The sequence below is a fragment of the Azorhizobium doebereinerae UFLA1-100 genome (assembly GCF_000473085.1).
In the GTDB taxonomy this organism is placed as follows: domain Bacteria; phylum Pseudomonadota; class Alphaproteobacteria; order Rhizobiales; family Xanthobacteraceae; genus Azorhizobium; species Azorhizobium doebereinerae.
The window spans coordinates 46,967-65,715 of record NZ_AXBA01000016.1 but is presented as its reverse complement, the minus strand read 5'-3'; the positions used below and the strand labels follow the sequence as shown (position 1 = coordinate 65,715).

General features: G+C 70.2%; 12 protein-coding genes. 5 read left to right on the top strand and 7 right to left on the bottom strand.

Annotation, left to right across the window (positions count from 1 at the left end):
• Nucleotides 1-109 precede the first annotated feature (109 nt).
• Entirely contained in the window at nt 110-5,944 is a 5,835-nt protein-coding gene (locus YU1_RS34750; protein ID WP_051356847.1) for an autotransporter domain-containing protein, read from the bottom strand.
• Between the two features lie 386 nt (nt 5,945-6,330).
• The gene (locus tag YU1_RS0113610) at nt 6,331-7,263 is read right to left on the bottom strand and encodes a LysR family transcriptional regulator (protein ID WP_029004550.1); all 933 of its coding nucleotides are present in this window, start codon (nt 7,261-7,263) and stop codon (nt 6,331-6,333) included.
• Here YU1_RS0113610 and YU1_RS0113605 point away from each other — a divergent pair.
• The 3 genes from YU1_RS0113605 to YU1_RS0113595 all read left to right on the top strand — a co-directional run bounded on the left by YU1_RS0113605 (nt 7,257) and on the right by YU1_RS0113595 (nt 11,312).
• Nucleotides 7,257-8,372: an NAD(P)-dependent oxidoreductase gene (locus tag YU1_RS0113605; RefSeq protein ID WP_084539860.1), complete on the top strand. Its 1,116-nt coding sequence runs from the start codon at nt 7,257-7,259 to the stop codon at nt 8,370-8,372. The two genes, YU1_RS0113610 and YU1_RS0113605, sit on opposite strands and share 7 nt — an antisense overlap.
• Nucleotides 8,372-9,907, top strand: a complete 1,536-nt coding sequence (locus YU1_RS0113600) for an aldehyde dehydrogenase family protein (protein ID WP_035715341.1) — start codon at nt 8,372-8,374, stop codon at nt 9,905-9,907. The genes YU1_RS0113605 and YU1_RS0113600 overlap by 1 nt, the downstream gene beginning before the upstream one ends.
• Before the next feature lie 64 nt (nt 9,908-9,971).
• Entirely contained in the window at nt 9,972-11,312 is a 1,341-nt protein-coding gene (locus YU1_RS0113595) for a DUF3100 domain-containing protein (RefSeq protein ID WP_029004547.1), read from the top strand.
• A 57-nt stretch (nt 11,313-11,369) separates the two neighbouring features.
• Here YU1_RS0113595 and YU1_RS32005 read toward each other — a convergent pair whose 3' ends face one another.
• Nucleotides 11,370-12,281 carry a LysR family transcriptional regulator gene (locus YU1_RS32005; RefSeq protein ID WP_051356846.1) on the bottom strand — a complete coding sequence of 304 codons (912 nt, stop codon included), beginning with the start codon at nt 12,279-12,281 and terminating at the stop codon, nt 11,370-11,372.
• Between the two features lie 195 nt (nt 12,282-12,476).
• On the opposite strand from YU1_RS32005, the gene YU1_RS29380 reads away from it, so the two are divergent.
• Both YU1_RS29380 and YU1_RS0113580 read left to right on the top strand, forming a co-directional pair.
• The gene (locus tag YU1_RS29380) at nt 12,477-14,990 is read left to right on the top strand and encodes a fibronectin type III domain-containing protein (RefSeq protein WP_051356845.1); all 2,514 of its coding nucleotides are present in this window, start codon (nt 12,477-12,479) and stop codon (nt 14,988-14,990) included.
• A gap of 118 nt (nt 14,991-15,108) precedes the next feature.
• The gene (locus tag YU1_RS0113580) at nt 15,109-15,945 is read left to right on the top strand and encodes an aldo/keto reductase (RefSeq protein WP_029004546.1); all 837 of its coding nucleotides are present in this window, start codon (nt 15,109-15,111) and stop codon (nt 15,943-15,945) included.
• Nucleotides 15,946-15,954: 9 nt separating this feature from the next.
• Here YU1_RS0113580 and YU1_RS0113575 read toward each other — a convergent pair whose 3' ends face one another.
• Genes YU1_RS0113575 through cobS form a run of 4 tightly spaced genes read right to left on the bottom strand, consistent with a single transcriptional unit; the run spans nt 15,955 to nt 18,660 of the window.
• Complete coding sequence (locus YU1_RS0113575; RefSeq protein WP_029004545.1) at nt 15,955-16,908, bottom strand: cation diffusion facilitator family transporter; 954 nt, start codon at nt 16,906-16,908, stop codon at nt 15,955-15,957.
• Complete coding sequence (locus YU1_RS0113570; RefSeq protein ID WP_029004544.1) at nt 16,905-17,630, bottom strand: TIGR02281 family clan AA aspartic protease; 726 nt, start codon at nt 17,628-17,630, stop codon at nt 16,905-16,907. The genes YU1_RS0113575 and YU1_RS0113570 overlap by 4 nt, the downstream gene beginning before the upstream one ends.
• Nucleotides 17,631-17,634: 4 nt before the next feature.
• A complete protein-coding gene (locus YU1_RS0113565) occupies nt 17,635-17,853 on the bottom strand; it encodes a DUF1289 domain-containing protein (RefSeq protein ID WP_425339151.1) in 219 nt (72 codons plus the stop codon).
• A gap of 9 nt (nt 17,854-17,862) precedes the next feature.
• Nucleotides 17,863-18,660, bottom strand: a complete 798-nt coding sequence (gene cobS / locus YU1_RS0113560; protein WP_029004542.1) for an adenosylcobinamide-GDP ribazoletransferase — start codon at nt 18,658-18,660, stop codon at nt 17,863-17,865.
• Nucleotides 18,661-18,749: the final 89 nt, after the last annotated feature.

Here is an 18,749-nt window from a genome sequence, read left to right as displayed (position 1 = left end):
GAAGCAACGCGCACCGGCGGCTTGGCCGCGCGATGTGGGGGAGGTCGCCCGGCCGGAGGGACGCCGCCGCCGGCCGGAGCCGGCGGCGGCGAAGGTCGGCCGGAATGGCTCAGAAGCTGACCGTGAGCGCGCCCTTGAAGGCGTTGTCCTGGATGCCGGAGGCGATCTGGCCGCTGTAGCTGGCGGACAGCACCGCATTGGCGGTGAGGCGGTAGTCGAGCGCCGCGCCGATCAGCGCGCTGTCGCGGGCGAGCGGCACGCCGGTCACGGCGAAGGGCTGCGAGCCGCTGGCGAAGGCCATGGTCGCGGCGGGGGCGACGTCGCCGAACGCATGCAGCCAGGCGAGGCTGAGGCTGGGCGTGACCGTCACCCCCGGCGCCAGCGTGACATTGGTGCCGACCCGCAGGCCGAGGCTGGAGAACACCGTGTCCATGTCGCCCGTGCTGACCGCCAGGGCCGAGCTGGACCCGGTCTCGGTCAGGCCGTCGGTGGAGAGATGGACATAGGCCAGGCCCGCGAACGGCTCCAGCGTGGCGCCGTTGAGGCGGACCGTATAGCCCGCCTCGCCGAACAGCTGCGTCGTGCCGGCGTCGTATCCGGAGGTGTTGGTGCCGCTGTAGCCGGTGAAGACCACCGTGCGGCTCATGGCGGCATCGTGCCATGTGTAGCTCAGGCCGGCCTTCAGGCCGAGGTCGCCGTAGCGGGCGCCGGCATAAAGGCCGATGTCGTAATTGTCGATGGTGCCGGAGGAGGCGCGCGCATCCACATCCAGCGTGGTGCGGCTGTAGCCGCCCATGAGGCCGACGCGCCAGGTGTCGCCCAGCGCCACGTCGGCGCCGGCGAAGACGCCGGCGATGTCGCTGGAGACGGTGGCGGCATTGCCGTCGCCCCAGGCATTGCCCCAGGCGCCGAAGCCCTGCATCCACAGCGTCGGGGTGAGGCCCGGCGCCAGCGCCGCCGTGGCCGGCCCGGCCGCCGCCGTGGCCGGCGAAAGCGCCTGGCCGAGCCGCGCGCCCACCGCCTCGCGCAGATAGAGCGACTGTTGCAGCATCACCGTGCCGGCGGAGGCATAGGCCTCGCCCGACAGGCTGTCGAAGGCGGCGGGCGCCGCGCCCACGGCGAGGTTGGCCAGGGCGTAATAGACCGGATTGCTCCAGCCGAGCCCGTCCGCCGCCGCAGCCACCGCCCGCTCATTGGCGGTGAGCGCCTGGCTGGCGAAGCTGATGTCGTTGCGCCGCAGCGTCAGGTAGACGTCGTTGGCGTCATAGCTGAGCAATGGCGTCAGGAAGGCGAGGTTGGAGGTGACGCTGGCGAAGGTGCCGGTGACGCCGCCCGCCGCTTGCAGGATGGTGAGGGTGCTGGTGGGGCCGTAGCCGCCCGCCGTCGCGTTCACCGCCACCGTGCCGCCGAGGATCGTCGCGGTGCCGGTGGCGGTGATGAGGTCGTGGGCGCCCGTGGGCGTCACGTCCACGGCGTAGGTGGAGCCGGCATTGAAGGTGACATTCCCCGCCACCGTGAGCGTGCCCGGCGAATAGCCCGGCGCCGCCGTGCCGCCCGAGGCCACGGTAAGGCCGGCGATGGTGCCGGTGCCGGAGATCGTGCCGCCGCTGCCGATGGTGTAGCTGGAGTTGGACACCGCGCCGCTGGCCAGCACGAAGCTGGAATCGGCGATGGTGATGGCGCCATTGTAGCCGCTGGCGCCGGTGAAGTTGACCGTGGAGCCGCCGACGATGATGACCGCGCCCGAGCCGGTGATGGTGCCGGGGAAATTGTAGGTGCCTGAGCGGTTGAACACCAATGTGGCGTTGTTCACCACGTCGCCGGCGATGGAGCCGGTGGTGCCGCCGTTGCCGATCTGGAGCGTGCCCTGCGAGATGAGCGTGCCGCCCGTATAGGTGTTCTCGCCGGTGAGGACCAGCGTGCCGGTCCCGGTCTTGGTGAGCGAGCCGGTGCCGGAGATCACGCCCGAATAGGTGCCGGTGCTGGTCTGGTTGAAGACCAGCGTGGTGTTGTCCACGATGTTGCCGGTGAGGCTGGTGGTGTTGCCCACCAGCGTGCCGGAGGCGACGGTGGTGCCGCCGGTATAGGTGTTGGCGCCGGTCAGCGTCAGCGTGCCCGCGCCGGTCTTGGTGAGGGAGCCGGTGCCGGAGATGGCGCCGGCGAAGGTCAGCGCGTCCGAGCGGTTGAAGACGAGGCTGCCATTGTCGGCCACGTCGCCGGCGATGGAGCCGGAGGTGCCGCCGGCGCCGATCTGGAGCGTGCCCGCCGTGATGGTGGTGCCGCCGGTATAAGTGTTGGTTCCGCTCAGGATCAAGGTGCCGAGGTCGGACTTGTTGATCCCGCCGGTGCCGGTCAGCGCGCTGGCGATGGTCGCCACCGTGCTCGATCCGGCGGAGGTGCCGTCGCCCACCCGGATGGTCGCCTGGGCCGTGCCGGCCAGGGTCAGGGCGTCGCCCGTGACCAGATAGCCGCTGGTGACGAACTGCATGCCGGTGGTGGAGACCGCGCCGGCGCTGGTATCCACGGTCACGGTGCCGGCCGTGCCCTGGAACACGGCAAAGCCGCTGTTCCAGGCCTGCGGGACCGTGCCGCTGGAATCGGTCCAGTTGGTCTGCGGGGACGCGGTCCAGGTGCCGTTGCCGCCGACCACGGTGCCGGTCGGCGTGATGGTGGTGCCGTTCCAGAACAGGATGGTCTGGCCGGGATCGGACACGAGCAGGTTTACCTGTCCGGCCACCGCCGTCTGCACGGTGGCCGCAAGGCCGCTCACGGCCGCCACATCAAGGCCGTTGTCGGTCAGCACGCCGCCGTAATTGATGATGCGATAGACGCCGCTGCCGAAGCCGGCATTGGCGGTCACGTTCAAGGTGCCGTCGAGCGTGAGGTTGCCGAGGACAATGAAGGCCGCGTTCGCGCTGGGCGCGCCGAGCGTGACATTGACGTTGGACGCCGACGCAAGGGTGAGCGCGCCCATGGTGAGCGGTGCCGTCTGCGCGCCCGCCAGCGTGCCGCCATTCACCTGCACCAGCCCGGCGATGCTGCCGCTGCCGGACAGCGTGGCGCCGGTGGCGAGGCCGACATTGCCGGCAAGGCTGCCGTTGACCGCAAGGCGACCCGCCGAGACGGTGGTGCCGCCGGTATAGGTGTTGGCGCCGGTCAGCGTCAGGGTGCCGGTGCCGGTCTTGGTCAGGGAGCCGGTCCCGGAAACGACGCCGGCATAGGTCAGCGTGTCCGAGCGGTTGAAGACCAGGCTCGCATTGTCGGTGATGTTGCCGACGATCGAGCCGGAGGTGCCGCCGTCGCCGATCTGGAGCGTTCCGCCGGAGATGGTGGTGGCGCCGGTGTAGGTGTTGGTGCCGGTCAGCACGGTGGTGCCGTTGAGGACGATCACCTGTCCGGTGCCGGTGATGTTGGCGGCGATGCCGTAATTGGTGGCGGTGTGATTGAGCACGAGCCGGCTGTCGCCGTCACCGAGGACGATCTCGGTGGCATCGATCGTCCCCGCGGCGGCGGCGGTCTGGCCGGCGGCGGCACCGACATTGAGGGTGCCGACCGCGCCGGCGAGATAGCCCACCTTGATGGCGACGGCGCTGACCTGCGCGCCATCGGACAGGGTCAGCGTGCCGGTGCCCTCGCTGCCCACATAGAGGTTGCTGGTCATCTGGATCAGGGAGCCGGCGCCGCTCAGCGTCACCGTGCCCACGGACCCGACCTCGTTGCCGATATAGAGCCGATAGCCGGTCACATTGCCCCCGTCGGTGACGGAGAGGCCGCCGGTGCCCAGCCGGCCCACGTTCATGTAGCCGGAATAGGTGACGCTGTTGTCGACGAACGCGGACCATTTCGAGCCGCTGCCGGAAATGCTCATGGTTCCCGACGACCCCGCAAGATCGCCGAGGGTCCCCTGCAATCCCCGGATCTGGCCCCCATTGCTCAAGGTGACCGTGGCGGTGGTGCCGCTGCTGTAGCCGGCGATGAACACGCCGGAGAGGTTCACCGCGGAATTCGCGCCGGTGACGGTGAGGCTGGAATTGGAGCCGGTCAGCGTGGAGACATAGCCATCGACGGCGGAGACAACGGCGCCGGTCTCGACCGTGAGGGCACCGTTGCCGCCGTTGCCCACATAGATGTTGCCGGTGCTGGTCCAGGTGCTGCCGGCACCGGAGACCGTCACCCGTCCGTCGCCGCCGGAATTGGTGCCGATGGTGGCGTGACCGCTGGTCAGCGCTCCGCCCGCATTGACCTGGAGCGTCCCCTGCGTGGTGTTGCCGATGGTCATCGTGCCCACGCCGAGCGTGCCGGTGAGCACGAGCGTGCCCGTGTTGATGTCGGCGGTGCCGCTCAGGCTGCTGCCGCTGCCGGTGAGGGTCCAGGTGCCCGTGCCGGACTTCGTCAGATTGGCGAAGCCCTGGTAGTTGCCCGTGGCCCCGACCGACCCGAGGTCCAGCGTGCCGGTGGCCGAGCCGGTCAGTTCCAGCATGTTGTTGCTGCTGGCGTTGGTGACCTTGCCGACCAGCGTCGCCGTATCCGCGAGCACCAGCCGGTTGCTGCCGGAGCCCATGGCGATGGCGGTGTCGGACGCGGAGGCCGCCGCGATGCGCCCGCTCACCACAACGGTGCTGTTGCCGTTGCCGGTCTGCACCGCCGTGGTGCCGGTGGTGGTGAGGGTGCCGGTGTTTTCCAGGCGGTTGGTGGTGCCGTCCAGCGAGACGGCGAGACCCGTGGCGGTCACGCGGCCGCCATTGGTGAAGGTCACGTCGCCATTGCCGCTGGCCAGGCTGACGCCCAGGCCGCTGGTGCCGGTGATGGTGCCGGTGTTGGAAACGGAGACCGTGCCGATGGTGGCGTTGGCGGTCACGCCGTTGGTGCCGGTCACCCGGCCGGCATTGGTCACGGAGATGACGCCGTTGTCCGTCGTCGTGTAGATGCCGGTGTCCGACCCCGCGATCACCTGGCCGGTCGCGGTGTTGGTGACGGTGACGTTCGCGGTGGCGGTCGCGGAGATGGCCTGATTGGTCGTGGACGCGCCAAGGCTCACGTCCCGCTGCGCCTCGATATAGCCGCTGTTGACCACGGTGACGTTGCCGGCGTCGGTCATCGCCTGCACGCCGATATAGTTGCGGGCCAGGACCGAGCCGGAATTGTCGATGGACGCGTCGCCGGACTGCGACCAGGCGATCAGCCCCTGGCGGGTGGTGGAGGTGGCCGTGCCGGAGTTCTGGATGCTCGCGGTGCCGAGATAATCGATGACGCGGATGCCCGCGAGATAGGCGTTCACGATCCCGCTGTTGTTCACCGAGACAGGAACCGCCGTGGTGCCGCCGGTGGGGCTGCCGTCGGCATAGATGCCGCGATTGTCGGTGGAGGTGACCGTGCCGGTGTTGGTGATGCTGACCGAGCCGGCGTTGCTTGTCGCCGTCAGCGCGTCGGAGCCGGTGGAGATGATGGACGCGCCGCTGGTGACGACGATGTCGCCGCCGATCTCGTTGCGCACCCACAGGCCGCCCGAGCCGCCGGTGTTCTGGAGGGTGACGTCGGAACCGAGGTTCACCGTGATGGTGGCCGGCAAGGCCTGGGACGAGACATTGATGGCGCCGTTGCCGGACGCGGTGACGGACGTGTTGCTGACGGTCAGCAGCATCGAGATGGGACCGGACGCCGTGGACGGCGAGACCGAATAGTTGATCCATCCGCTGGGGATGGTCATGTCCGAGACGCCGAGGCTGCTGGCGCCGCTGGCATTGGGCTGGATGTTCACCCCGCCCGTATCGCACTGATAGATGATCAGGGATCCGGTGGTCGAGCAGCCGGCTTCCGCGCGCTGCGGCAGCAGCGCCACCCCTGACATCGCGAGACCCAGCGCGGTGAGCGAGGCGCCGAAGCGCAGCTCGGAACGGGCAAACGCACGGGTGCCGCCCGCGCGGCGCGAAAGTTCATCCAGCAATGAAACGCCCCCCCATCACGGCGCCGGCCCGCATCCTCTCCGCTTGTGTTGGGAAAGGCTGGGCGACAACCCCGTGCGCGACCGGAAAAAAAACCAGTCGTCACCTTTCGTTAAACAAGACAGGAGCAGGTGCCGTAACGCAACCGTACCGCGGTGCCTTCCCGTGGCTCGGCCGAAGAATGTGATGAAAATGCCACATCAGTCGCGCCGGGATGTTCTCCCTGACGGGGGCCATGGCGCTGATGTTCACGGCGATATTCGCCGCGGGCGGCCTTGATACAGTCGTTGCAGAGAACATCCGACGTTTTGGCGGTGATCGACTTTGAGCACGGCGAGCCGGGCGGTCGCGCGGTGTCAGGCCGGAGGGGCAGGTTTCCGGCTATTGGTCAGGCGCCCGGCACCTGGCCCGTATGGAACGCCTTCATCTGCGCGATCAGCGCGCGCAGCAGCTGGGCGGCGGCGCTGGGCAGCTGGCGGCCGAGCCGGGTGATGACCTTCGCCTCCACCGTGGACAGCAGAGGATTGTCCACCGGCACCGCCACCAGCGAGCCGTCGGCGATGTCGGCGGCCACCGAGAAGGCGGGCAGGAAGGTGATCCCGCGTCCGGTCTTGGCGAATTCCCGCAGCACATAGATCGAGCCGGTGGTGAGCGCGGGCATCAGGCTCACCTTCTCCGCCATTTCCGCCATGGCCACGATCTGCCGCACGCCGTAGCGGGTGTGCAGTTGCGCCACCGGCGCGTCGGCGGCGTCCTTCAGCGTCACCGCGCCGCCGCGCCGGGCGAGGGCGTGGCCGGGCGCGGCCACGAGGCAGATCGGCTGGCGGCTCGCCGCCGCCGTGCGCAGGCGCGGGTCGGGCGGGGCATTGTAGACGAGGCCGATATGGTAGCGGTCCTCGGCCACGCCGCGGATCACGTCGTTGGTGCCGGCCACCTCCACCGACATGGTGAGGTTGGGATGGCGCTGCCAGAAGCGGTTCAGCGGGCCGGAAATCAGGTCGCTGACGAAGCCCTCGCCGGAGATGATGTCCACATGGCCGCGCTTCAGGCCCTGGATCTCCTGGAGCTTGGCCAGGGTGTCGGCCCGGTCGGCGGACCATTGGCGGAAGCGCTGGGCCAGCAGGTCGCCGGCCTCGGTGGCGCGCACGCCGCGCCCCAGGCGCTCGATCAGCAGCAGGCCGAGGTCCTTCTCCAGATGGGCGATCTGGCGCGAGACGACGGAGGCGTTCACCGCCAGGTGGTCGGCCGCCGCGCGCACCGAGCCGAGGCGGATGGCTTCATAGAGATAGCCCAGCCGGTGGTCGTCCAGCGGCGATGCCACGATTCCAGATCTCCGTTGCCTTCAGGTCAACACTAAGCGACCGGACCCGTGCTGTCTGCCCGCAAATTGAGCCCGTAGCTTTCCTGGGCAAGAGGGCCGGACACGCGCCGGCGGAATGGCAACCCGATTCCGCCCGCGCGCCGCCTTCGGTCCACCGTGTGCGAACGCGCCAAGCCGCAGGGGGAACGCACCGTTTCCCCCGGAGCGCGTTCCGGTTTGAGGAGAAGCGCGTGACAAGCGTTCGCGTGATCGGTCTCGGCAACATGGGGCGCGGCATGGCGCTGTCCCTCAAGCGCGCCGGCGTGGACGTGGTGGGCTATGACGCCCTGGACGCCACCCGCGCCGCCCTGGCGGCGGAGGGCGTGGCGACGCTGGCGGATCTCGCCGCCGTGTGCGCGAAGGCGGATGTGGTCATCCTCTCTTTGCCCACCGCCGCCATCGTGGAGGAGGTGGTCGCCGGGCCCGGCGGCATCCTCGAAGCGGCAAAGCCCGGCCTGCTGGTGGTGGACACCTCCACCTCCCATCCCGACACCACCCGCAAGCTGGCGGCCGCGCTTCAGGCGGCGGGCATGGCGATGATCGACGCGCCGGTCAGCGGCGGGCCGAAGGGCGCGCTCACCGGCACCATGACCATGGTGATCGGCGGCAGCGAGGCCGATGTGGCGCGCGCCATGCCGGTGCTGGAGGCCATGAGCGCCACCCGCGTGCATGTGGGCCCGGTGGGCGCCGGGCACGTGACCAAGATCATCAACAATCTGCTCTGCGCGGCGCATCTGCTCACCGCCGGCGAGGCGCTGCGCCTCGCGCAGGAGGCGGGCGTCGAGCCCGCGCGCATGCTGGAGGGCATCAATGCCGGCTCCGGCCGCTCCGGCGTGACGCAGGTGAACGCCGGCACCTGGATCCTCAACGGCGCCTTCAATTCCGGCTTCACCATGAAGCTGATGCGCAAGGACGTGAAGCTCGGCACCGATCTCGTGGCGAGCCTGGGGCTCGACCTGCCCATGTTCGCGGACGCCGCCGGCATCTGGGCCGACAGCGCCGCCACCATCGCCGACGGCGAGGACTTCAACCGCATCGTCGAGACCACTTTCCCCGGCAAGAAGAGCTGATGCCCGTGACCGCTTTCATCGATCCCCGCCTGCAACAGGCGCTCGCTCCCTTCTGGCCCGGCCTGGAGACCATCGGCTCCTACGTGGGCGGCGAACTCCTCGTCGGTGACGGCCCGTTCGTCGAGGTGCGCGACCCGGCCACCGGCAAGCCGCTGTTCGCCTATCCGGATGCGGGCGTGGCCGTCGCCGCCAAGGCCGCCGTGGCCGCCGCCGCGGGGCAGGCCGCCTGGGCCAAGCTCACCGCCGCCGGGCGCGGCCGCGTCATGCAGGCGATCGCCCGCGAGGTGCTGGCCCAGGTGGAACAGCTGGCCCAGGTGGAGAGCCTGATGGCCGGCAAGCCCATCCGCGACGCCCGCGCCGAGGTCGGCAAGGTCGTGGAGATGTTCGAATATTATGCCGGCTGGGCGGACAAGTTCCACGGCGAGGTGATCCCCGTCCCGTCGAGCCACCTCAATTATACCCGCCGCGAGCCCATGGGCGTGGTGCTCCAGATCACCCCCTGGAACGCGCCCATCTTCACCGCCGGCTGGCAGATCGCGCCGGCCATCGCCATGGGCAATGCGGTGCTGCTGAAGCCGTCCGAACTGACCCCGCTCACCTCGCTGGCGCTGGCCCTGCTGGCCGAGCGCGCCGGCCTGCCCAAGGGCGTGGTCAACGTGCTGTCCGGCTTCGGTCACACCACCGGCCAGGCGGCCATGGCGCAGCCGGCGGTGAAGAAGGTGGTGTTCGTGGGCTCGGTGCCCACCGGCCGCCTCATCGCCGAGGCCGCCGCCCGCCTGCTGCTGCCCTGCGTGCTGGAGCTGGGCGGCAAGTCCGCCAACATCGTGTTCGCCGATGCCGATCTGGAGCGCGCCGCCGTCGGCGCCCAGGCGGCGATCTTCTCCGGTGCCGGGCAGAGCTGCGTCTCCGGCTCGCGCCTGCTGGTGCAGCGTCAGGTCTATGACCGCTTCGTGGACATGGTGGCCAAGGGCGCGGCGAAGATCCGCGTCGGCGACCCGGCCTCCACCGAGAGCGAGGTCGGCCCCATCAACAACGCCAAGCAGTACAACCACGTGCTCGCGCTGATCCGCGAGGGCGCGGGGGAGGGCGCGGAGATCGTCACGGGTGAGACCGGCGAAGCCAAGGAGGGCGGCTATTTCGTCGCCCCCACCGTGCTGAAGAACGTGACCAACGCCATGGGCATCGCCCGCAAGGAGGTGTTCGGCCCGGTGGTCGTCGCCATCCCGTTCGAGGACGAGGCGGAGGCCGTCGCCATCGCCAATGACAGCGACTTCGGCCTCGCCGGCGCGGTGTGGACGCAGGATGTCGCCCGCGCCCACCGCGTCGCGGCGGCGGTGAAGGCCGGCACCTTCTGGATCAATTCCTACAAGACCATCAACGTCGCTTCGCCCTTCGGCGGCTTCAACCACTCGGGGCACGGGCGCTCCAGCGGCGTCGAGGCGTTGTATGAATACACCCAGGTCAAGAGCGTCTGGGTCGAGACGGCGGCGCAGCCTGCCGTTGCGTTCGGCTATGCGGCCGGCCTGAGGGACTGATATGCCGCCCGGCGCGGGGGCGCCGGGCGCAAGGCCAATAACAAGGGGCAAGAGGGGTTCCCACATGCAAGCCACACACGCCGCAGCCGCGCGCCCCGATGTCGGGGCCGGAAAGCTGGTCAAGGTCTTCGTCTTCGCCGCGCTCTGCGTGCTGGTCGCGGAGCTGATCGGCATCGTCAACGTGCCCATGGGCGGCACCTACAAGGTGGTGCTGCTGCCGCTGCTGTGGGCGCTGCTCATCGCGGCGGCCTGGGGCGTGGCCTCGCCCGCCTTGCCGGGGCCGGTGAAGGTCTCCACCGACCTTCAGGCCATCTCCGCCGCCGTGCTCCAGCCGGCGCTGCTGCTGTTCGTGGCCAAGCTGGGCGTGCTGGTGGGCGGCAACCTGCCGAAGATCCTCGGCGCCGGCTGGGCGCTGGTGTTCCAGGAGTTCGGCCACTTCTTCGGCACCATGGTGTTCGGCCTGCCCGTCGCCCTGCTGCTGGGCATCAAGCGCGAGGCCATCGGCGCCACCTTCTCGGTGGGGCGCGAGCCGAGCCTTGCCATCATCGGCGAGAAATACGGCATGGCGAGCCCGGAAGGGCGCGGCGTGCTGGCCGAATACATGACCGGCACCATCTTCGGCGCGGTGTTCATCGCCATCTTCGCCGGGCTGGTGTCGAGCCTCAACATCTTCAACCCGCTGGCGCTGGCCATGGGCGCGGGCGTCGGCTCGGGCAGCATGATGGCCGCCGCCTCCGGCGCCATCGCCGCGCAGCAGACGCCCGAGGTGGCCAAGGACGTGGCGGCGTTCGCCGCCGCCTCCAACCTCATCACCACCACCATCGGCACCTATTTCACGCTGTTCCTCTCCCTGCCGTTCACGGTGTGGGCCTATGGCAAGCTGGAGCCCATCCTCGGCCGCGGCCGCGAGGTGAAGATGGCCGCCGTGGACGCGCAGGTCTCGCACGAGCCGGGCGTGAAGCTGTCCTTCGTCGAGCTGCTGGTGGTGTGGGTGGTGTCGGGTGCCATGTCGCTGATCGGCAACTACATCGTCTACAAGACGGTGCCGGATGCCAGCGTGATCGCCGGCCTCGCCATCATGATCGGCGCGGTGCTGGCGGGCTATGCCATCTACCGGCTCACCCGGGGCATCGTGCCGGCGGTGGTGTGGGTGTCGGCGGTGGCCATGGCGCTGACCTATCCGGGCATGCCCTATGCGGCGGACATCGCGGCGCTGACCGGCAAGATCAACTTCCTGGCCATGACCGCGCCCATGCTGGCCTTCGCCGGCCTGTCCATCGCCAAGGACGTGCCGGTGTTCAAGAGCCTGGGCTGGCGCATCGTGCTGGTGTCGCTGATGGCCAATGCCGGCACCTTCCTCGGTGCGGCGATCATCGCCCAGTTCTTCATGCACGTGCCGGCCTGACGCCGGCCGGCATGACCTTGATGGCGGCCGGCGGGCAACTGCCGGCCGCCCGCCCGCTCAGTCGGGCAGCGTGCCGTCGATGTCGATGACGAGATCGGCGAAGGCCTGCGCACGGGGCGAGAGGCCGCGCTCGGTGCGCCAGATGACGGCGCCGGTATAGCGCAGCCACGGCAGCACCACGTCGAGGCACACCAAGGCGCCTGCATGGTCGGCCACCAGGCTCGGGCTGCCGAACGCCACCGCGTCGCTGTCCCGCACGATGGCCGAGACCGCCGCCCAGGAATAAGCCTCGAACTGCGGCTCCAGCACCTTGCCTCCGGCGTCGGGGCGGCCGAGCCGGGCGTTGCGCGGGAAATGCCGGACCACGCGCTCCGGCTGGCGCGCGCCGGCGAAGGGATAGCGCGCGATGTCCGCCGCCGTGCAGGCGGGGAGGGCGCAGAGCGGGTGGCCTTTGCGCACCACGACGGCGCCCTGCCGCTCGCGCAGCGGCCGCTCGCGGAAGGCGTCCTCCGTGCCCCCGTCGATGCGTTCGCCGATGAAGAAATCCATGGCGCCGCGCTCCAGCATGTCGCGGCAGTCGCGCCAGCCGCCGGCGATCACCTTCACCTGCACCTCCGGCTGGCGGGCGGCGAAGGCGGCGACGGCGAGCGGCACCAGATTGTGGTTGGAATAGAGCCCCGAGCCGAACACGATGGTGTGGCCGAGGCCGCGCCGATCCGCGATGGCGGCATCAAGGGCGCTCGCGCGCCGCAGGATGTCGCGCCCTTCCTCGATGACCAGCATCCCGAGGGCGGTGGGGCGGACCGCGCGGGGGGCGCGCTCGAACAGCGGCGCGCCCACCTGCCGTTCCAGGTCCTGGATGCTGCGGCTGAGCGCCGGCTGGGACATGTGCAGGTTCTCCGCCGCCTTGGCGAACGTGCCGCTGTCCGCGATGGCCACCACCTGCCGCAGCCGCTTCAGTTCGATCAATCGAGGCCCCTTGTCATCCGCCGCGGCCGCATCGCCGCCTGCCGGCGCCATGCAGCCAGCCTATCGCGCCTTGCCACAAATGCATTGGACACCTCTTGCTGGCACCCATCAAGGTACCGCTCGCGGCAGGCGGTACGGCGTGGTGGGGCTCGGCGGTGCTGTTGAATGCGGAGTTCAGGCAGCAACGGGTGGACCATGGCTAAGACGACGACGATCAACTGGGCCTGGGGCTCGAACAGCGTGATTGCCTTCAATCCCGCATCGGACGTGCTGGATTTCGGCTGGTTCCAGGCGGACCAGTTCGCCATCTCCGAGGTCAACGGCTCGGTGGTGATCTCCATTCCGTCCAACAGCCAGACCTACACGCTGTCCGGCGTGACCCTTTCGGAACTCTCGCTCGCCAACATCCTCGCCAAGGACAGCGGGGCACTGGGCGAATGGACGACGGCGCTGGCGGGCGGTACCGGCACCTCCGGCGGCACCGGCACCGGCACCGGCACCGGCACCGGCACCGGCGGCGCCACCGACGGCGGCGGCACCAGCGGGGATGCCGGCACGGGCCATGCGGGCGACGGCCTCGCGACCGTGACCACCATCTCCTGGGCCTGGGGCACCAACACGGTGCTGCATTTCGACACCGCCCTCGACAAGCTGGATTTCGGCTGGTTCTCGGCCGACAATTTCTCCGTTTCCGAGGTCGATGGCTCGGTGGTGATCGCCATTGCCTCCAACAGCCAGACCTACACGCTGTCCGGCGTGACCCTTTCGGAACTCTCGCTCGCCAACATCCTCGCCAAGGACAGCGGGGCACTGGGCGAATGGACGACGGCGCTGGCGGGCGGTACCGGCACCTCCGGCGGCACCGGCACCGGCACCGGCACCGGCACCGGCACCGGCGGCGCCACCGACGGCGGCGGCACCAGCGGGGATGCCGGCACGGGCCATGCGGGCGACGGCCTCGCGACCGTGACCACCATCTCCTGGGCCTGGGGCACCAACACGGTGCTGCATTTCGACACCGCCCTCGACAAGCTGGATTTCGGCTGGTTCTCGGCCGACAATTTCTCCGTTTCCGAGGTCGATGGCTCGGTGGTGATCGCCATTGCCTCCAACAGCCAGACCTACACCCTGTCGGGCGTTTCCCTGGCCGACCTGACCCTCGCCAACATCTCCGCCAAGGACAGTTCGGCCCTCGCCGAATGGACCACGGCGCTCGCCTCCCATACGGGCGGATCGACCGGCGGATCGACCGGCGGGTCCGACGGCGGCTCGGGGAGCAGCTCCGGCGACAGCGGCGGCTCGGGCGGCGGCTCCACCGGGGGCGGTTCCTCGGGCGGCGGCACCGGCACGGGCGAGACCGCCTATGCGGCGGCCTGGAGCGCCGCGACGGTCTATGTGGCGGGCGATCTCGCCGCCGTGGGCAATCTCGTCTACGAGGCCCATTGGTGGACGCAGGGCGCGGACCCCGCCACCCACAGCGGCACGGACGGCTCCGGCCAGGTGTGGACCGTGGCCGGCACTCTCGACACCACCCCCGTCCTGCCCAATGCCCCGGACGACCTGTTCGCCACCGCCGTGTCCGATACGTCGGCGGTGCTGGTGTGGGACGCCGCCGTGGTGCAGGGCGCGGGCAGTGTTTCAGCCTACGAGATCTATGAGAACGGCGTCCTCGTCGCGACCACGGCCGACACCTATTTCAAGGTGACGGGCCTGGACGCCGCCACCGCCTACCAGTTCACCGTGGTGGCGGTGGACGAGGCCGGCCATTCGCCGGCGGCGACGCCCATCACCGTGACCACGGACGCGGCGGGCGGCTCCAGCGTGGAGCAGTCCTATTCGCCCTACATCGACATGTCGCTGAGTTCGAGCCAGGACCTCATGGCCATCGCCCAGGCCTCCGGCGTCACCGATTTCACCCTGGCGTTCGTGCTGAGTTCCGGCACCGACACCATCGGCTGGGGCGGCACCGGGACCATCGCCAACGACACCCTGCCCAACGGCTCGACCATCCACGACCAGGTGGCCGCGCTCCAGGCCATCGGCGGCGACATCACCATTTCCTTCGGCGGCGCCAACGGGCAGGAGGCGGCGCTCACCTTCACCAGCGCCACGGCGCTCACCGCCGCCTACCAGTCGGTGGTCGACACCTACCATGTGAACAAGCTGGACTTCGACGTCGAAGGCTCCGCGCTCGCCAACACCGCCGCCAACCACCTGCGCGATCAGGCGCTGGTGTCGCTGGAGGCGGCCAATCCGGACCTCGACGTGTCGTTCACCCTGCCGGTCCTGCCCACGGGCCTGACCAACGACGGCCTCGCGCTGCTGAAGCAGGCGATCGCCGACGGCGTCCATGTCGACACGGTCAACATCATGGCCATGGACTATGGCGCCGCCGTCGACAGCGGCGACATGGGCAGCGATGCCATCGCGGCGGCCAATGCCACCCTGGCGCAACTGCACACCCTCGGCCTCGACGCCAAGCTGGGCATCACGGTGATGATCGGCATCAACGACGTGTCGAGCGAGGTGTTCACGCTCTCCGACGCGCAGCAGCTTCTGGCCTATGCGGACGGCAATGCGGACATCGCCGGCCTCTCCATCTGGTCGGTGGGCCGGGATAACGGCAGCAGCGTGGGCTTCGTGTCGCCCACCGGCAGCGGCGTGGAGCAGATCGCCTACGAATACAGCCAGATCTTCGGCCATATCTGAGGCCCCGGGGGCGGAAGCGGGCGCCGGCCGCGCGCCGGCGCGCGGCCCGTCCCTCCGCCGCCGTGGTTTCCTCCGCCCGCGAAGCGCTCTAACGTCCCGCGATCCAAGGGAGGCGGGCATGGCGAAAAGCGTGACACTCACCGGCGGCGAAAGCGTACCGGCGCTCGGGCAAGGCACTTGGCTCATGGGCGAACAGGCCGATCACCGGGCGGAGGAGATCGCCGCCCTGCGCACCGGCATCGAGCTCGGCCTCACACTGGTCGATACGGCCGAGATGTATGGCGACGGCCTCACCGAGCAGCTGGTGGGCGCCGCGCTGAAGGACGGCTGGCGGGACAAGGTGTTCCTGGTCAGCAAGGTCTATCCGCACAATGCCGGCCGCCGGAGCGTGGAGGAGGCGTGCGCGCGCAGCCTCGAGCGGCTCGGCACCGACCGGCTCGACCTCTACCTGCTGCACTGGCGCGGCGGCCATCTGTTCGAGGAGACCATCGCCGGCTTCGAGGCGCTCCAGAAGGCCGGCAAGATCCGCCACTGGGGCGTGAGCAATCTCGACACCGTCGACATGGAGGAGCTTCTGGAGGTCGGCGGCAGCGCCTGCGCCGTGAACCAGATCCTCTACAATCCCTCCCGGCGCGGGCCGGAATTCGACCTCATGCCGTTCCAGGCGCGGCACAAGATCCCGTTCATGGCCTACAGCCCCGTCGAGCAGGGCCGGCTGCCGCGCGGCGGGGCGCTGGGCCGGGTGGCGGCCCGGCACGGGGTGGACATCTTCCAGGTGGCGCTGGCCTGGGCGCTCAGGCGGCCGGACGTGATCGCCATCCCCAAGGCGGCGACGGTCGCCCATGTGACCGCCAATGCGGCGGCGCGCGATCTCGTGCTGGATGCCGAGGATCTCGCCGCCATCGACGCGGACTTCCCGCCGCCCCGGCGCAAGGTGGCCCTGGAGATGCTCTGAGCTGCGGGCTCAGGCGGTGAACGCCCCGGCGCGCGGGGCGATGCCGGAATCGGCGCCGTGGGCGCGGGCGATCAGCACCGCGTCCACGTCGGGGATCTCGGTTTCCATGTGCTTCTCCATGCGCGCGAGCACGTCGGAGACGTCCGCCATGCTGCGGGTGGGGTCGAAGCCCACCGTGATCTCCACATGGGCGATATTGCCCGAGCGCCGGGTGCGGATGCCCAGCAGGGCGTCGTATTCGTGGAAGAAGGCGGCCAGCGTGCGGTTCACCTTGAGCTGCACCGGCTCGCTCAGCGCCCGGTCCAGCAGGTCCGGCAGCGAGGCGCGCACCATGGAGACGCCGACGAAGGTCATGAAGGCCGCACCGACGAGGCCGCCGATGCTGTCGGCGGTGCGGGCGACCACCGGGTCGTGGGCGAGCGAATCGATGATCACGCAGACCACCACCGGGAAGGACGCCACCGCCTTGGCGATATGGGCGCGCAGCTGGGCCTGCACGATCATGGAGCCGCCGGCCCGGTTGGCCTGCCACAGCGGGATGATCGGCCCGGCGTTGACGATGAAATTGTAGACCACCATGACGATGGCGACCCAGGCCCAGAAGTCGGTCTGCGGCTCGCCGCCGCCCCGGGTCACCGCCTGATAGGCGATGAAGCCGGCGGCGAAGATCAGCAGCACGCCGACCATCAGCCCGATGCCGCGCTCCAGCTTGCCGATGCCGTATTCATAGGCCGCCACCCGCCCGCGGTGCAGGTTGCGCAGGGTCTGCCAGGAGACGATGGCCACCACCAGCAGCAGCACGCCCCGCAGCAGGTCGGACAGCATGGACAGCGAGCCGATGATGAGCGCCGCGGTGCCGTAGGGCACGGCGAGGGACAGGTCGAGCAGGACGGCGATGAGGATGGCGCGCTCCTCGCGGCGCTCCTGAAAGGTGGGGGTGCGGGGCTGCGGGGCGGTGCTCATTGCGGATCACGTCCTGGTCCGCGCAGCAGCAGGCGGTCGCCGCGCACCTCGAAGCTCTCCAGGCGGGAGAGGAAGCTCATGCCGAGCAGCGGCGTGCGGAGCATGCCGGCCGGCGCCACGAGCGCGGGGACGCGGCGTTCGACGATCCCCCCCACCGTGACCTTGTCCAGCACCACGGAGGCCGCCCGGGTGCGGCCGTTGGCGGTGTCCACCGGCACGTCGTATTTCAGGAAGTCCACCGGCAGCCCCGCCGCCCGCGCCGCCTCGATGGTGAGCACCACGGAGGAGGCGCCGGTATCCAGCAGCATGGGCACCGTCGCGCCGTTGATGCCGACGCGCACGGCGAAGTCGCCGTCGGCGCCGCGGGCGACCTCCACGGTCATGGCGCTGCCCGGCAGGCTGATGGCATAGCCCGGCACCAATTGCCCGATCACCCGCTCGGCCACCTGGAGCAGCGGGCCGCGATAGGTGTAGCCGATGGCGAGCGCGGTCCCGAGCAGGATCCAGAACAGCGCCGCCACCAGCGCCTCGCCGATGCGGCCGCGCACGATGGACCAGGCCACGGCGCCGACGATGATCAGGATCGGCACCTGATAGGTCAGGCTGCCGAACTGGTTGAGGTCCAGGCCGGCGACGCTGCCCTGCTCGTGATGCACGGCGAGCACGATGACCCCGCCGAGCAGGCCGATCAGCAGCATCCAGAGGAAACGGTCGCCGCGCATGGGGTCAGTCCGAAAAGGCGTCGGGGTTCTGCGCCCGCAGGCGGGCAAGGCGCTCGGGCAGGGCGGCCATGATGGCCGCCCGCCGCTCCGGTCCATAGCCGAGCCAGCCGCCGATCTCCTGCATGGTCCGGCCGCAGCCGATGCACAGGCTGCTGAGCGGATCGACCACGCAGACCTTGATGCAGGGGGAGGGGATCGGGGCGGAGTGAGGGGTGTCGGACATGGCGCCGGATCAATGCACCCGGGCGAAGATAAGGACGGCCAGCAGGAAGGCAATCTCGGCCAGTTGCTGGACGGCGCCGGCCACGTCCCCGGTCTGCCCGCCGATGAGGCGGCGGGAGAGCCGCGTCATGACGAACAGCACCAGGAGGACGGCGGCGATGCCGGCGCCCGCCGCGCTCACCCCCGCGCTCGGCACCAGCAGCAGGCCGGCGAGGAGCGCGCCCACGAGGCCGGCCTTGCCGGCGGCATCGGGGCCGGGCTGGCCGGCGGCGGCGGAGGCGCCGTCGGCGCGGGCCGGGGGCAGGAATTCCAGCAGCAGGATGCCGGCGGCGCGCGAGAGGCCGGCGCCGGCGACCAGCGCCAAAGCGGCGACGGCGGGCCCGGAGGCCAGCAGGCCCTGGACCAGGGCGACGCGCAGCAGCAGGGCGAGGACGAGGGCGCAGGCGCCGTAGCTGCCGATGCGGCTGTCGCGCATGATCTCCAGGCGCCGGAGCCGGGTGGCGCCGCCGCCGAAGCCGTCGGCGGTGTCGGCCAGGCCGTCCTCGTGCAGGGCGCCGGTGAGCAGCACGCCCGCCGTCACCGCCAGGGCGGCGCTGACCAGGGGGGGCAGGCCGAGGGCGGCGGCGAGCAGCAGAATCACCGCGCCGGCGGCGCCGATGACCGCGCCCGCCAACGGCACGGCATAGGCGATCCGGCTGAGGCGCGGCGGGGCGAAGGCTTCGGTGTCGCCGGAGGGCGCGGGAACGGGGAGCCGGGAATAGAAGCGCAGGGCCGCGCCAAGGTCCTCAACGATCCGGTTCTGCCGCATGAGCCTCTCGTCCGTGCGGCCCGCTCCGCCGTGAAACGGACCGCCTCCTTGGGAGACTTATTTCGGCACCGGGTCAAGAGCATCCGATG